This is a genomic window from Novosphingobium malaysiense (assembly GCF_000802225.1).
GTDB classification, from domain to species: Bacteria; Pseudomonadota; Alphaproteobacteria; order Sphingomonadales; family Sphingomonadaceae; genus Novosphingobium; species Novosphingobium malaysiense.
In genome coordinates this window covers 152,268-166,550 of the sequence record NZ_JTDI01000001.1, presented here as the reverse complement: position 1 = coordinate 166,550, position 14,283 = coordinate 152,268, and the positions used below count along the sequence as shown (strand labels likewise).

12 protein-coding genes are annotated in these 14,283 nt (G+C 63.1%); 11 read left to right on the top strand and 1 reads right to left on the bottom strand.

The genetic code is table 11. From position 1 onward, the window contains the following. Positions 1–3 precede the first annotated feature (3 nt). From LK12_RS00640 to LK12_RS00590, 11 genes are all read left to right on the top strand, one after another. A complete protein-coding gene (locus LK12_RS00640; RefSeq protein WP_039279974.1) occupies positions 4–492 on the top strand; it encodes an aromatic-ring-hydroxylating dioxygenase subunit beta in 489 nt (162 codons plus the stop codon). A gap of 25 nt (positions 493–517) precedes the next feature. Next, entirely contained in the window at positions 518–2,119 is a 1,602-nt protein-coding gene (locus LK12_RS00635; RefSeq protein ID WP_039278124.1) for a GMC family oxidoreductase, read from the top strand. Between the two features lie 50 nt (positions 2,120–2,169). Then, the gene (locus tag LK12_RS00630) at positions 2,170–2,481 is read left to right on the top strand and encodes a non-heme iron oxygenase ferredoxin subunit (protein ID WP_039278123.1); all 312 of its coding nucleotides are present in this window, start codon (positions 2,170–2,172) and stop codon (positions 2,479–2,481) included. Between the two features lie 62 nt (positions 2,482–2,543). Further along, positions 2,544–3,293 carry an SDR family NAD(P)-dependent oxidoreductase gene (locus LK12_RS00625; RefSeq protein WP_039278121.1) on the top strand — a complete coding sequence of 250 codons (750 nt, stop codon included), beginning with the start codon at positions 2,544–2,546 and terminating at the stop codon, positions 3,291–3,293. Continuing rightward, positions 3,290–4,705: an aldehyde dehydrogenase family protein gene (locus LK12_RS00620; protein ID WP_039278118.1), complete on the top strand. Its 1,416-nt coding sequence runs from the start codon at positions 3,290–3,292 to the stop codon at positions 4,703–4,705. The genes LK12_RS00625 and LK12_RS00620 overlap by 4 nt, the downstream gene beginning before the upstream one ends. A gap of 59 nt (positions 4,706–4,764) precedes the next feature. Next, entirely contained in the window at positions 4,765–5,634 is an 870-nt protein-coding gene (locus tag LK12_RS00615) for a helix-turn-helix transcriptional regulator (RefSeq protein WP_039278116.1), read from the top strand. 191 nt (positions 5,635–5,825) lie between these two features. Then, a complete protein-coding gene (locus LK12_RS00610; protein ID WP_039279972.1) occupies positions 5,826–7,202 on the top strand; it encodes an aromatic ring-hydroxylating oxygenase subunit alpha in 1,377 nt (458 codons plus the stop codon). Positions 7,203–7,243: 41 nt separating this feature from the next. Continuing rightward, positions 7,244–8,080, top strand: coding sequence for a TauD/TfdA dioxygenase family protein (locus tag LK12_RS00605; protein ID WP_052223054.1), 837 nt, complete (start codon positions 7,244–7,246; stop codon positions 8,078–8,080). A 306-nt stretch (positions 8,081–8,386) separates the two neighbouring features. Continuing rightward, the gene (locus tag LK12_RS00600) at positions 8,387–11,014 is read left to right on the top strand and encodes a TonB-dependent receptor (RefSeq protein ID WP_039278115.1); all 2,628 of its coding nucleotides are present in this window, start codon (positions 8,387–8,389) and stop codon (positions 11,012–11,014) included. Between the two features lie 132 nt (positions 11,015–11,146). Continuing rightward, positions 11,147–11,572 (top strand): nuclear transport factor 2 family protein, encoded by a 426-nt coding sequence (locus tag LK12_RS00595; RefSeq protein WP_039278112.1) that lies wholly within the window; start codon positions 11,147–11,149, stop codon positions 11,570–11,572. A 12-nt stretch (positions 11,573–11,584) separates the two neighbouring features. Next, positions 11,585–12,223, top strand: coding sequence for a carboxymuconolactone decarboxylase family protein (locus LK12_RS00590; RefSeq protein WP_052223053.1), 639 nt, complete (start codon positions 11,585–11,587; stop codon positions 12,221–12,223). 101 nt (positions 12,224–12,324) lie between these two features. On the opposite strand, the gene LK12_RS00585 is transcribed toward LK12_RS00590, so the two are convergent. After that, positions 12,325–14,004: a thiamine pyrophosphate-binding protein gene (locus LK12_RS00585; protein ID WP_039278109.1), complete on the bottom strand. Its 1,680-nt coding sequence runs from the start codon at positions 14,002–14,004 to the stop codon at positions 12,325–12,327. Between the last annotated feature and the right edge of the window lie 279 nt (positions 14,005–14,283).

The window sequence follows — 14,283 nt, the reverse complement described above, 5'->3', positions numbered from 1 at the left end:
ACCATGGTTGCAACCGATATCGACGTCCTCGCCAAGGTGGATGCGCTCCAGAACCGCTATATCACCGCGCTCGACGGCAAGGACATCGCGGGCTGGGCGGACTGCTTCAGCCAGCGCGAGGATGCCACGTACATCTGCCGGTCGGCGGAGAACGAAGCGAACGGCTGGCCGATCGCGCTGATGTTCGACGATTGCCGGGCCCGCATCGAGGATCGCATCACCTTCATCACCAAGATCTGGGTGGGTACGTTCCAGGACTACCGCACGCGCCATTTCGTCCAGCGCGTTTTGTGCGAGAGGGACGGCGACCTCTGGAAGGTTCGCAGCCACTTCTCGATCGAATATACATTCGATCCGAACCGCACGCAGATCCTGGCGGCGGGCGTCTACGAGGACGTGGTTGAGATCGTCGGCGAGGAAGCGCGCTTCGTCTCGAAGAAGGCGCTCTACGACACGACGGTCCTGCCGCAGTACATCGTCTATCCGTTCTGACCGGCGCGACAGGCGGAGAGCGATCTTGCAAACCTACGACTACATCATCGTCGGCGCCGGTTCGGCGGGATGCGTGCTGGCGGACCGCCTGACGCGCTCCGGCAAGCACAAGGTGCTCCTGCTGGAGGCGGGGCCGGCGGACAAGTCGTTCCTGATCCGCATGCCCAAGGGCTTCGGGGCGTTGCTGCAGAACACCTCGCACGCCCGGCATTTCCGGACGGAGGCCGCGCAGGACGGTTCGATCCGGGCGGAGAACTGGCCCAAAGGCATGACCCTTGGCGGGTCGAGCTCGGTCAATGGCACGCTCTACGTGCGCGGCCAGCCGCAGGATTACGACAGCTGGGAAGCACAGGGCGCGACCGGCTGGGGCTGGTCGACCATCGGCGAATGCTACCGGGAGATGGAAGACAACCCGCTCGGCGATGACGGCGTGCGGGGCGTGGGTGGACTGCTGAAGATCTCGCGTTTCCCGACGGAGACGCCGCTCAATGAGGCGGTGATCGAAGCCGGGGTCGCCAAGGGGCTCCCGCGCCGCGAGGACGTCAACGGGCTGGAGCAGGACGGCATCGGCTATACCATGTGCACGATCCGCGACGGCGTGCGCGTGAGCGCCGCCAGCGCTTTCCTGCACCCGGCGATGGGCCGGCCCAACCTGACCGTGAAGACGGGCGTATTCGTCGAGAAGGTGCTGTTCGAAGGTACTCGCGCCGTTGGAGTTGCCGGGCGCGAGAAGGGCGCTGCGGTGGAATTTCGCGCCGGACGGGAAGTGATCCTTTCGGCCGGTTCGATCCAGTCGCCGCAGCTCCTGCAACTTTCGGGGATCGGCGATCCGGCGCATCTGCAGGGCCTCGGCCTGCCGGTCGTGGCGGCGGTCCCCGGGGTCGGCCGGAACCTGCGCGAACACTGGATGGGTATCGTCCAGTGCCGTCTCAACCAGCCGATGAGCGACAACTTCGAATTCGGCGGACTGCGCCTGCTCAAGCACGTGCTCAAGTACGTCTTCACCAAGAAGGGGCTGATGGCCTGCAGCTCGCACGAAGTGGCCGGCTTCATCCGCACGCGGCCCGACCTCGACCGGCCCGATGCGCAGATCGTCTACGCGCCGATCTCGCTGGAGCAGGGGGACGATGCCAAGTTCGCTTTCGACAAGTGGCACGGCATCCAGATCCACGGTTTCCAGATGCGGCCCGAGAGCCGGGGCAGCGTGATGATCCGCAGTGCCGACCCGGCCGAGCAGCCCGAAATCCAGGCGAATTACCTGACCGAGGAGGAAGACCGCCGCGTCGCTCTGGCAACGGTGCGTTACATCCGCGATCTGGTGCGGACCGAGCCGCTGGCGAGCTTCATCGCGTCCGAGGACGTGCCGGGCCCCGATGCCCAGTCCGACGACGAACTGATGGCGGTGATCAAGCGCACCGGCAGTTCCGTGTTCCATGCCGCCGGCACCTGCCGGATGGGCTCGGACGAGGACGCCGTGCTCGATCCGCGTCTGCGGGTGCGCGGGGTGGAGGGGCTGCGCGTCGTCGATGCCTCGGTGATGCCCACGCTCGTTTCCGGCAACACCAACGCGGCCACGATGGTGATCGGCTGGCGGGCCGCTCAACTCATTCTGGAGGACACGGCGTGATCGCGCGGCGCCTTCCGTAACAACGAACTGCGAAAAACAAACGGGATGCCATGACCTTAGTAAAAGTCTGCAAAGTCGTCGAATTGCCGCCGGGTGAGATGCTGGGGATTGAGAGCCCCGATCTGCCACCGGTTGTCGTCTACAATGTCGACGGCGAGTTCTTCGCCACGTCGAACGTGTGCAGCCACGCCGTGGCCATGCTCTCCGACGGCTATCTCGAAGGCGACCAGATCGAATGTCCGATGCACGGCGGCATGTTCAGCGTGCGCACCGGCGAGCCTACGCATTTCCCCTGCGTCGAGGCGATCGCGACCTTTCCGGTCGAAGTGAAGGACGGCGAAGTCTTCATCGACGCGCCCTGAGCGCGCGCAATCAACTGACACCAAACGTTCGCGGGCACCGGCCGGCGGCGAGGAGAGAAGCAATGACTCAGAAAGTAGCTTTGGTTACCGGCGCGGCTGCCGGCATCGGTGCGGAAATCTGCCGCCAGTTCGCGGACGAGGGCATGGCCGTCGGCGTGCTCGACCTGAAACTCGAAGCTGCCCAGAAGGTGGTCGACGAAATTGCCGCGAAGGGTGGCAAGGCGGTCGCGCTGGCGGCCGACGTTTCCGACCGCATGCAGGTCGAGGCGGCCGTCGCGAAGCTGCGCGACGCGTTCGGTCCGGTCACCGTGCTCGTCAACAATGCCGGCGTTGCAGGCTGGATCCCGTTCGAGGAACTGACCGACGAGGTCTGGGACCGCACGATGGCGATCAACCTGCGCGGGCCTTTCATTGTCACCCAGACCGTGCTGCCGGACATGAAGGCGGCGAACTGGGGCCGCATCATCAACATCTCCTCGTCGAGCGCCCAGTCGGGCACAGCGCGCATGGCGCACTATTCCTCATCGAAGGGCGGGCTGATCTCGTTCACCAAGACGCTCGCGCTCGAACTCGGGCCGCTCGGCATCACCGTCAATAACATCCCGCCCGCCTCGATTGCGGGCACCGTGATGTACGAGGAGACCAAGCACCTCATGCCGATGACGCCCGAACAGGCCGCGGCGATGATGCCGGTGCGTCGTCTAGGCGAGGCCGAGGACATTGCCAATGCCGCCGTCTGGCTTGCTTCGGAGAAGACCGGCTACGTCACCGGCCAGACCATCGGCGTGAACGGCGGCAGGGTCATCTCGTGACCGGGGCGGCCTCGCTGGACGCGCTTTTCGCCGGCCAGCGGGCCGCCGTCGAGCGCGAGCCCTATCCGAGCCTTGCCACGCGCAAGGACCGGATCGCGCGCGCTCTGGATGTCACGATCGCCAACCAGCAACGGATCATCGAGGCGACTGCCGAGGATTTCGGCAAGCGCCCCGAACTGACCACGATCGCGGCTGACCTGCTCTATCCGGTCAACCACCTCAAGTACGCGCTCAAGCACGTCGGGAAGTGGATGCAGCCGGAAAAGCGCAAGGCCGATTTTCCGTTCAACGTGCTCGGCGCCAAGGCGCAGGTGTTCTATCAGCCGCTTGGCGTGGTGGGCGTCATGGCGCCGTGGAACCTGCCTTTCGCGCTCGGCTATGCGCCTCTCGCGGGCGTTCTGGCAGCGGGCAACCGCGCGCTGATCAAACCTTCGGAACTGACCCCGCATACCTCCGCCCTGATGGCCGAGATCACCGCACAGGTCTTCGATCCCGAGGAAGTCGCCGTGGTCGAAGGCGGCGTGGAAGTCGCCAGCGCCTTCTCCGCGATGCCCTTCGATCACCTGATCTTCACTGGCGGCGCGCCTGTCGCCAAGCACGTGATGCGCGCGGCGGCGGACAATCTCACCCCGGTAACGCTGGAGCTGGGCGGGAAGGGGCCGGTCGTCCTCGCGCCCGGTGCGGACGTGGAGAAGCTGGCGGGCAAGATCGTTTCGGTCAAGCTGGCGAACGCCGGGCAGGCCTGCATCGGGCTCGACTATGTACGCGTGCACCGGAGCCAGCTCGACCGCTTCGTGGCGGCGGTGAAGGACAAGTTTGCGCAGTACTTCCCCGATTACGCGAACAACCCGGACGTTTCGTACGTCTTCCTTGAAAAGCAGCGTATGCGCCTTGCCGGCGTAGTCGAGGATGCTGCGGCACGCGGTGCGGGCGTGGAAGTGCTCGGCGCCGAAGGTACGGTGAACCTTGCCAATGACCCGGCGTTCCCGTTCGTCCTGCTGGTCGATCCGCCGATGGACAGCCAGGCGATGCAGCAGGAGATGTTCGGTCCTGTCCTTCCGATCGTCCCCTACGACACGCTGGAAGACGTTGCGCAGCAGATCCGCGCGGGCGAGCGGCCGCTGGCGCTCTACTTTTTCGGCGGTACGCGCGACGAGCAGGACTTCATGCTGCGCAACACCTGGTCGGGTGGCGTGACGTTCGACGACGTTCTGCTCCATGCGCTGACGCAGGACCTGCCGTTCGGAGGCGTTGGCCACAGCGGCATGGGGCGCTATGGTGGTTTTGCGGGGTTCAAGACCTTCTCCAACGCGCGTTCGGTCGCGCGTCCGGCGAGGATCGACCTCATGGCGATGGAACCGCCCTATACGCAGAAGATGGTCAGGACGATGCGCTCGCTGCTGAAGCGCTGAGGGTACGGCCGGCCGGAACGTCGGCGTCTATGGGAGAATGCGAGGCAGGACAGGCAGCCATGCGGCACGAGCTCGAAAAGGAATTGGTCCTGCCCCACGTCAGGGTGGAACTGGCGACGATAACCTGGAGCGTTACCGACACCAGTCCGGCGCATCCGACCCACGCACTGTTCCAGCGCCTGTCGCGCGATCATTCGCCCTTGCGGCTGGGCAACATGTCCGCGTTCGACTTGCTGCCGCGCGTGCATGCTGTCGGTTTCCTGCCTGCGGGCAGTACCGTGCCGCTCGAACCCATCGGCAAACCGCTGCGGGTTCTGACCTGCTTCTTCGATCCGGATTTCGTCGAGGCGCGCACCGGCCTTTCGGCTGAACGGCTCTCCCGCCAAACTGCCGCGCTGGCGCTTTTGCGCAACAAGCGGCTCGAAATCCTGATGCAGGAACTGCATGCGGAGCTCGATCATCCCGGCCCTGCGCATGAGTTCCTCATCGAAAGCCTGACGAACGTCATGCTTGTCGAAATTGCCCGGGTGATCGCGCATGTCGAACGCAAGGCGGGCCGACAGGGCATCGTTCTCGCGCTCGCGCCCTGGCAACTGCTGCGCATAGAGGAGCGGATCAAGGCCGCGCCAGAGACCGGCTATCCCTCGCTTGGCGAACTGGCCGAGATGTGCGGCGTGAGCGAGGGGCATCTGGCCCGCGCGTTCAAGGTTTCGACCGGCTGGCAAATCCAGAAATACATCGCCCGTCAGCGCATCGCGACGGCAAGCGAGATGCTCGCCACCGGTGCGTTGAACTGCGCGGCGATTGCCGAACGGCTCGGCTTTTCGAGCCCCGGTCATTTTTCCAACATGTTTCGGCGCATGACCGGGCAATCGCCCTCTCAGTACCGCCGCAAGGCGCTGGCGGACCATGCTGCCACTGCGAACTGACGGCGTACTTGCAGTTTCCTGATCAACTTGCGTTTTCGTGACGCAAACTCGATGGCGCATGGCGTTTCGAATGGCGCTGAGCCGCCCCTTTCGAGTATTTCCATCGCATTGGAACAAGCATGATCGACTTGGCGCTGGCCCGCAGGCCTGCGGACGTGTTCGCCAGAGTCGCGCGCAGTTTGGAGAGGCTGATGGCAACGTCACCCAATTGGGAATACATCGACGAAAAGCGCAAGGAACAGAGCTTCCGATATGGCGACCGGACTTATGACGAAGCCCTGATGCGGGTTTCGACCGACCGATACTATTCGCCCGAATTCCAGGAAAGCGAGCGCGAGAACATCTGGATGAAGGTCTGGCAATATGCCGGCCGGGCCGATGAACTTCCCAAGCCGGGCGACTGGAAGGAGCACAAGATCTTCGACCAGTCCTACATCATCATTCGCGGCAAGGACGGCGTCCTGCGTGGATTCGTCAACGCCTGCACCCACCGCGGCAACAAGCTGTGCGTGGGCGGCAAGGGCAACAGCCCGGTGCTGCACTGCCCGTTCCACAACTGGTCCTTCGAACTCACCGGCAAGCTGCGCGGTATCGCCCGCCAGGATCTGGTCGGAGAGGTCGACAAGGACGGTCTGGGGCTTTTGCCGGTTTCGGTCGATACCTGGGCGGGCTTCATCTTCATCAACCCCGATCCCGACGCCAGGCCGCTGGCCGAATACATCGGGCAGGACGTGATGGAGTGCCTTGCGCCCTACCATGTCGACGAGATGGTTCCCGTGGGCATGAACGTGCGCGAGGAGCTGGAATGCAACTGGAAGATCGTGGTCGATGCCTTCCAGGAAGGCTATCACATTCAGGGCGTCCACCCGCAGATGGCCGATGTCATCCAGCTCGACGCGAAGAAGAGCGAATTCAACTACTTCGGCGATCATCACCTGAGCGTCTCGCCGTTCGAGGCGGCGGACGTGCGCGGGCTTTCGCCTGAACAGTCGGTGGCCGCTCTCAAGGACAAGCTGCCCGCCACCTATCACGGGGCGGCGGAGATCATGCCGCTGTTCGAGGAAATGGTGGATTCGGTCCGCAACGAGGCGGGCGAGATCGTCTTCCCCGAAGGCGTCACCGTCCACACCCTGCTCGAACGCGCCACGCGGGAGCAGTTCACGCGCAAGGGGCTCGACGTGAGCGGGCTCAGCGACGAGCAGATGACCTACCACTATGGCTGGCTGCTGTTTCCCAACTTCTTCTTCTCGGTCCGGGTGGGCGAGGGCACGATGATCGTTTCGACGCCGCACCCCAGCGGCGATCCCAACAAGTGCGTCTGGGAAGTCGTGCGCCTGGCATGGGTGCCGGAGACAATGCGCGAGCAGGCGCGCACGCCGCTCCTCGAAGTCGATCCTCCGGGCAGTTACGAATATTTCCTGGTGCTGCAGCAGGACTACGAAGCGATGCCGCGCACGCAGCTGGGCGTGCGCAACACGCGGCTGAAATACGCCACTGTCGGCTCCGAGGAGGGGCTGGTGGTCAAGTTCCATCGCGAAATCGACAAGTACGTGCGGGGCGCGGCCTGAGGCCGCTGGCGAACCGACGTACCACAAGAGAGGAATTGCACATGGCAACCGTGACCGAAGCGGGCCTCAAGACCCGCGACATCAAGCCGAACATCGCCAGCGAAGTGCTGAACAGCAAGGAAGAGTTGCTGACCGGCCGCTACTCCGCTGAAATCCGCGACCTGCTGGAACAGCGCGGGGTGATCGTGTTCCCGGGGATCGCTTTCACCGACGAGGAGCAGGTCGCCTTCACGCGCACGCTCGGCTCCACCGCGCGCGAGCGCACCGGGGAGGAAGTCTTCACCGTCTCGCTCGACCCGGAAAAGTCGACCGGCGTCGAATATCTCAAGGGCGCGTTCTACTGGCACTTCGACGGCGTGATCCAGGCCAAGCCGATCCTGGCCTCGCTGCTCAGCGCCAAGGTGCTGCCGCCGAGCGGCGGAGACACCGAGTTCTGCAATACCTACGCGGCCTACGATGCGCTGTCGGACGAGGACAAGCAGCGCTTTGCCGACCTGCGGGTGATCCATTCCAACTGGGCGCCGCTGCTGTACCACACGCCGGAGCCGAGCCAGGAGCAGCTCGACCTGTTCGCGAGCTTCGGGGAGATCGAACTACCGCTGGTCTGGACGCACAAGTCGGGGCGCAAGTCGCTGGTGCTCGGGTGCACGGCGACGCAGGTGGTGGGGATGGACCGCAAGGACAGTACGCTTCTGCTCAACCGCCTGAGGGAGTGGGCGACCAGCGAACCGTTCCACTACAGCCACAAGTGGTCGGCCGGTGACATGGTCATGTGGGACAACACCGGAACTTTGCACCGAGCGACGCCCTATCCGCTTAATTCCGGGAGGGAAATGCATCGCACGAAGCTTGAAGGCGAAGAACCGATAGCAGCCTGACGCGAACTCCCGCGTGCCTCTCGCCTTTCGCACCATCGGAGGGCGCAAGGCCGCGTGCGCAAGGCGCATAACTCTGCGCGATGCCAAGGATCAAAATTTACGATTTTACCTCCCGCATCGCTCAAACGATTATGTTGCGGGATCACGGTGATCGCGTCTGCGCTCGGCCTAATTCCCGGTTAGCCGTCGAGTCCGGCAGGAAAGCGGTTCGGCGGATTTGGGAGCAATTAGAGCGTCCAGCGGCCGATCAAAAGAGAACGGCTTAACGCTTGAGAGATACGACCTTCGGGTTGAGGGAGGGTATATATGAACTTTTCGACGAAGAGCATTCTGCTCGGCGGTGTGGCTTCCTGTTGTATCGGGTTTGCAAGCCCGGCCATCGCACAAGATGCGCCAGCTCAGGATGAAGCCAGCAAGCCAGTCGCCACAAATGAAATCATCGTCATGGCCCGTCGCCGCGCAGAATCCATCCTCAAGGTTCCGGTTGTGGCGTCGGTCATCAGCGGTGACGAACTGGCACAGACTGCGACCGCGGATCTGAGCGGGATTGCGACCCTGGTTCCGGGTTTGCAGCTCGGCTCTTCTGTTTCCTCATTCGGTAATCAGGTTTCGCTTCGCGGCATCGGTACTTCGACCAACAACGCTGCGATCGACCAGTCCGTCTCGCTCAACATCGACGGCATGCAATTCTCGCAGGGCCTTTCCTATGCCATGGGCTTTTTCGACATGGCCCACCTGGAAGTGCTAAAGGGCCCGCAAGCGCTGTTCTTCGGCAAGGCGAGCCCGGCCGGCGTCATTACCATCCGTTCGGCCGACCCGACGGACGAATTCGAAGTGATTGGCCGTGCTGGTTACGAATTCGAAGCGCGTGAATACAAGGGCGAGCTGATCGTTTCCGGTCCTTTGACGGATACTCTCAAGGTGCGTCTGGCCGGGCAGTATTCGAAGGGCGATGGCTATTTCAAGAATGTCGGGGCTGCAGGCGATCTCGGTACGCTGGCCGATCTGAACCCGGCTCTGGCGCCGTTCGCAGCGCTTTACGGACCGCTGGGTTCGCTCGGTGCCGCCGATCCGACGACGAGCCGTGTTCCGCACACCCGCAACGTGCTGCTTCGCGGCACCGTCCTGTTCGATCCGACTGACAATCTCTCGGTTCGCTTCAAGATCAACCACGGCAACCAGAAGTCGTATGGTGCCGGTTTCGATACCCAGCTCGCGTCCTGTCCGGACGGGACGGCGCCGGCCAATCGCGCGGGCGTGCGCTTCCTCTCGCCGACCGACGATTGCAAGCTTGACCGCTACACCTCGACCGTGGCGCTCGACCCCGCGGCTTTCCCTGGCGTGTTCAACGACGGGGTCCCGTTCGGTCATATCAAGCAGACCTTCGGGACGCTGGAAATCAACTACAATGCCGCGCCCGAGATCACCATCAGCTCGCTGACGGGTTATCTCGATCTCAAGCAGCGCTACATGACCAACGGCGGTGTCTCGAGCTTTGCAGGTCCGGCCTTCGTTGTGCAGGGCGGTTACCAGCGCAAGGACTTCACCCAGGAATTGCGCCTGACTTCGGATTTTGCTGGGCCTTTCAATTTCCTGCTCGGCGCCTTCTACCAGGATGCGAAGCAGGTTTCGCATGTCGACCTGCCAGCCAATCAGCGGCTGGGTGAATTGCTGGGTTTCCTCGGCGCCCTCGACATTGCCACGAATCCGACGAACCCTGCCTACAATCCGGCACTGTTCCCGCAGATCCTCGCTAATCCGCACGGCTTCCCGGCTTTCCCGCCGAAGCTCTCGCAGGGGTACCATACGGTGGATTCGACCGTCTATTCGGTCTTCGGTCAGGTGCTCTACAAGATCGTGCCGGACCTCGAACTCGGCGTGGGCGCACGCTGGACCGACGAGACCCGCTGGCACAAGCAGGTCACCGAGTTCCCACCGCTGGGGCTCGTTCCGCTGGCGGTTCCCAAGATCAATGCTGCGAACCTGTCTCCGGAAGTCTCGCTGACTTATACGCCGACGCCTGATCTGACGATCTTCGCTTCGGTACGGCAGGCCTACAAGTCCGGGTCGTTCATCACATCGGGCCTGTTCAATCCTGGCGAAGACGCTTCGTTCCACGACGAGCGGGTGCGGGGCGGCGAAGTCGGCGTGAAGTCCGTGCTTGCCGGTGGCAGCCTCAATGTGAACATTGCGGGCTACTACTACCGCTACAAGGGCCTGCAGGTCGGCTCCAACGAGATTTCGCCCTCGGGTAACATCATCATCTACACCCGTAACGCAGCCGGTGCGAAGTCCTACGGTATCGATTTCGACGCCGCCTACCATCCGGCAGCGATTGATGGGCTCACCATTTCGGGGGCCGCGAGCTGGAACATCTCGCGCTTCACGAACTTCACCAACGCTCCGTGCTGGGGCGGGCAGACCGTGGACCAGGGCTGTAACCTCGAGCCCGAACCAACTGCGAACGCCGGTGCCGGCGGTTATGTCAGCCAGGATCTTTCGGGGCATCCGCTGGTCCGTGCGCCGAGGTGGCAGCTCAACGGCAATATCGACTACGATCTGCCGCTGGCCGGCGGAAAGACGCTCGCGATGGGTGTCGGCGGCACCTACAGCTCGCGGTATCTCACCAATATCGCCGGACGCGAGGACATGTATCAGTCCGGCTACTTCAAGCTCAACGCCAACATAGCGCTGCGGGGGGAGGACGATCGCTGGGAGCTCGCCCTGATCGGGAGCAACCTGACCAACAAGGTCATCACTGGCAATTGCACCAACGGCAACTACACGGACTCGACAGGTCGTCTGGCAGCGAGCGTGACCGGGCGGGGCGACACACTCTATCCCACGATCCCCAACCCGGCCGGTGTTGAGGAACTGACCTGTTCGCCCGATCCGGGCCGCACAGTGCAGGTACGCGTGTCGTTCAAGCTCTGACCGGCGCCGCAATTCCTCGCAAGAGACAGGATAATCGGGGCGTGGGGCAGGCCGCAAGACCTTCCCTGCGCCTCTTCCTTTTGTGCGCGCAAACCTTCGAATGAAACGTACTGCCACTACAGGAGATACGGCATGACCTTACCGCAGCTGGAAGACCGCCTTGCGATTACCGACCTGGTCAATCGATCGGTTGCCGGCGTCTTGCGCAAGGACCTCGCTTTATGGGGAGGAACCTGGGCGGAGGACGGGTCCTGGATGATCGACATGTTCGACAAGCCGGTTACGGGGCGCGAGCAGATTGTCGCGATCTTCGGCAATATCGTAGAGAAGTTCGCGTTCGTGGCGATGTCTTCCATCGTGAGCGACATCGCGATCGACGGAGATCGCGCGACCGGTAAGGCCTACAGCCAGGAGTTCATGTTCCCGAAGGCGGGGGGTCAGAAGATCCTCTGTGGGTGCTTTGAAGACCACTACGTCAGGCTAGACGGGCGGTGGTACTTCCAGTCTCGCGTTTATGAAACGCTCTATCGCTCCACCGTCATCGATCCGGCCGGCTGACAGGAGGGGGCGATGCAGGCTTACAAACCTTTGGACGACAAGGCCGCAATTGCGGCTCGCGAAGCAGCGGTACTCGGCGCGGGGCCGCGAATTGCCCCGCTGCCCGCTGAAGAGCGCACTGTAGAGCAGCAGCAACTCATCGACCGGGCGCAGCCACCCGCTCAGGTACGCCAGATCAAGGGCGGGGGCGATACCGAGTGGGTGGAGATCATGGCGCGCCATCACGGTCTTTTCGGGGGGCACCTGATGTTCGCCCAGACGTTCATGACCGAAGCGACGCTTTCGGCCCGGGACAGGGAAATCGCCGTTCTGCGACTGGCGTGGGTGTCAGGCGCCCCTTTCGAATGGGGCGGCCATGTCGTGATCGGCAAGGCATGCGGGCTGACCGAGGCCGAGATCGCCCGCATTATCGAGGGGCCGGACGCTGCGGAATGGAGCGCCCACGAAAGTGCCCTGCTTCAAGCGACGGAGCAGCTTCACGCGGATTCCATGATCGACGACGCCACGTGGTCGACGCTCTCGCTCACGCTGGACGAGAGGCAGCTGATCGAACTGGTCCTGCTCATCGGGCATTACAAGACGGTGGCCTACTATCAAAACGCCCTGCGCTTCCGGCTGCCGCAGGGGAACGAGGGGCTGCACGCCCGCTGACGAGCGCTGCTGTCCTTTTCGGAATGCCCGAGACGCCTGAGCGCATGTCCAAAAAGACCGGGCAGGCAGGCGTGGAGAGATTGCCTGCCTGCCCGGCTTCCTCACTTCCCGGCGACAGAAGCCGTTTCGAGCAGGAAGGGGGCGACCACCGATGCATTGATCTTGCATTCGACGAACACGGGTCCGTCCGGATCTTCAAACAACGGTGCAAGTTCGCGCAGTTCATCGAGCGTGCGCACGGTGGCCGTCTCGAAACCGAAGGCCTCGGCTACCGGCGCGTAGTCGATATCGGGGAAGACCGAGAGATTTACCGGCGCTTCCCGTTCCTTGAGAAAGTGCAATTCGGCGCCATAGGCGCAGTCGTTCATGAGGATGATGATGAGCGGAATGCCCTCGCGCGCGACCGTTTCGAGTTCGCCCAGCGTCATCAGGAAGCTGCCGTCGCCGAGCACGAATACGGTCTGGCGTTCCGGCGCGCCCACGGCAAAGCCCATCGCGGTGCCGAAGCCCATGCCGATCGAGGCGAAGTCGGTCGTCAGCTTGAACTGGGCAGGCCCGGGAACGGTGATGTAGGAGGACGCCATCAGGTTGTTGCCGGAATCGAACACGAGATTGCGGTCTTTCGGCAGGATCTCGTCCAGCACCAGCGCGGCCGACCGAACGTCCATCGTGCGCGGCGTGTTCATGGGCTGGAAGTCGTCCTTCATATCGAACTCGGCCAGCCAGCGCGCATTCTCTTCGCTGCGCATCGCCTTGGCATCGTCCGGACGGACAGGCAGGGCTGCGAGCAATTGTTCGGCGACGAGACGGGCGTCACCGACCACGCCGACGTCGGCAGTGAACCAGCGGCCAACGTTCTCGCGCACGGAATCGACGTGGATGACGGGGATGTCCGCGGGCAGGGCGGTGGCGTAGCTGGTGGTCTGCTGGTTGAGGCTGGCGCCGAAAGACACGACACAGTCGGCCTGTTCGATCAGCCTGCGGCCGCCGACATTGGAAAACGAGCCGAGGACACCGCAGTTGAACGGATGGCCGGTGAACATGTCCTTGGCCTTCATCGTCGTCACGAGCGCGGCCCCGACGTGGTCCGCTAGCGCTATGATCGCGTCCTTGGCGCCGGTGTCGTAGGCGCCCCGTCCTACCAGGAACAGCGGCCTGCTTGCCTTTTCGAGCACCGCGACGGCCGTGGCGATCGCCGTATCGCGCGCCGGCGCGGACGCGGGCTTCGCACTGACTGCTTCTTGCGGTGCGGTCGCTTCGGGATCGATCCTGGCGAGCTGGACATTGGTCGGCAGCAGCAAGGCATGACCACCGCGCTCGGCATCGGCCATGGCTTTCACGAGCGTGCGGCGCGCGGTGGCGGGATCGTCGGCGACGACGACGGGGATACCGGCAGCCTTCAGGGCATCCTCGGCATTGAAGCTCTTGCGGTCGGGACCGACGCCGTTGGCGGGGCGGGTGCCGACCGGATCGGCGCCCATGATCATCAGCACCGGCGTTCCGGCGCGCTTGGCATAGCCCATGCCGTGCATGCCGTTCGCGGTTGCCGGTCCGCGTCCGAGGATCACGATACCCAACTTGCCGCTGGCCGCGGCGTAGCCTTCGGCCATGCAGACCGCGTTGTTCTCGTGACGGGCCCCGAAGAAGCGCACGCCATAGGCGTCGAGCGTGGTCACGAACTGGGCAGTATCGTCGCTCATGAGACCAAAGACGCACTCTATGCCGAGATCACGAATGTCGCCGGCAAGAGCTTCATAAACGGGGATTTTGTCAGCTGCCATCACGGGTCCACCTCTCTCTTGTCCGTATTCCGGTGGGGCGAAGCAGTGGTTGCGATCGAGGCCACGGTCGCAAACGCACGCGCAGCCTTCCTGCGCCGGAATCGGGAATGACAACGGGTCAATCTCCTAGGAACCATAAATTGTCAACAACAACTTAAAGTTGTATATAGACAATTGAGCTAGATATAAGCGGCTATAATGCCATCCTATATTTGTATATATACAAATAAAAAACCATATTGACAAAAATGTGGCAATGGCTTCACGGTTACGGGGAAC

Coding starts and splice junctions, on each gene's coding strand:
- LK12_RS00625 (WP_039278121.1), top strand. CDS start 2,544: ATGACTCAGAAAGTAGCTTTGGTTACCGGCGCGGCTGCCGGCATCGGT.
- LK12_RS00595 (WP_039278112.1), top strand. CDS start 11,147: ATGACCTTACCGCAGCTGGAAGACCGCCTTGCGATTACCGACCTGGTC.
- LK12_RS00615 (WP_039278116.1), top strand. CDS start 4,765: ATGCGGCACGAGCTCGAAAAGGAATTGGTCCTGCCCCACGTCAGGGTG.
- LK12_RS00585 (WP_039278109.1), bottom strand. CDS start 14,004: ATGGCAGCTGACAAAATCCCCGTTTATGAAGCTCTTGCCGGCGACATT.
- LK12_RS00590 (WP_052223053.1), top strand. CDS start 11,585: ATGCAGGCTTACAAACCTTTGGACGACAAGGCCGCAATTGCGGCTCGC.
- LK12_RS00640 (WP_039279974.1), top strand. CDS start 4: ATGGTTGCAACCGATATCGACGTCCTCGCCAAGGTGGATGCGCTCCAG.
- LK12_RS00610 (WP_039279972.1), top strand. CDS start 5,826: ATGGCAACGTCACCCAATTGGGAATACATCGACGAAAAGCGCAAGGAA.
- LK12_RS00600 (WP_039278115.1), top strand. CDS start 8,387: ATGAACTTTTCGACGAAGAGCATTCTGCTCGGCGGTGTGGCTTCCTGT.
- LK12_RS00630 (WP_039278123.1), top strand. CDS start 2,170: ATGACCTTAGTAAAAGTCTGCAAAGTCGTCGAATTGCCGCCGGGTGAG.
- LK12_RS00605 (WP_052223054.1), top strand. CDS start 7,244: ATGGCAACCGTGACCGAAGCGGGCCTCAAGACCCGCGACATCAAGCCG.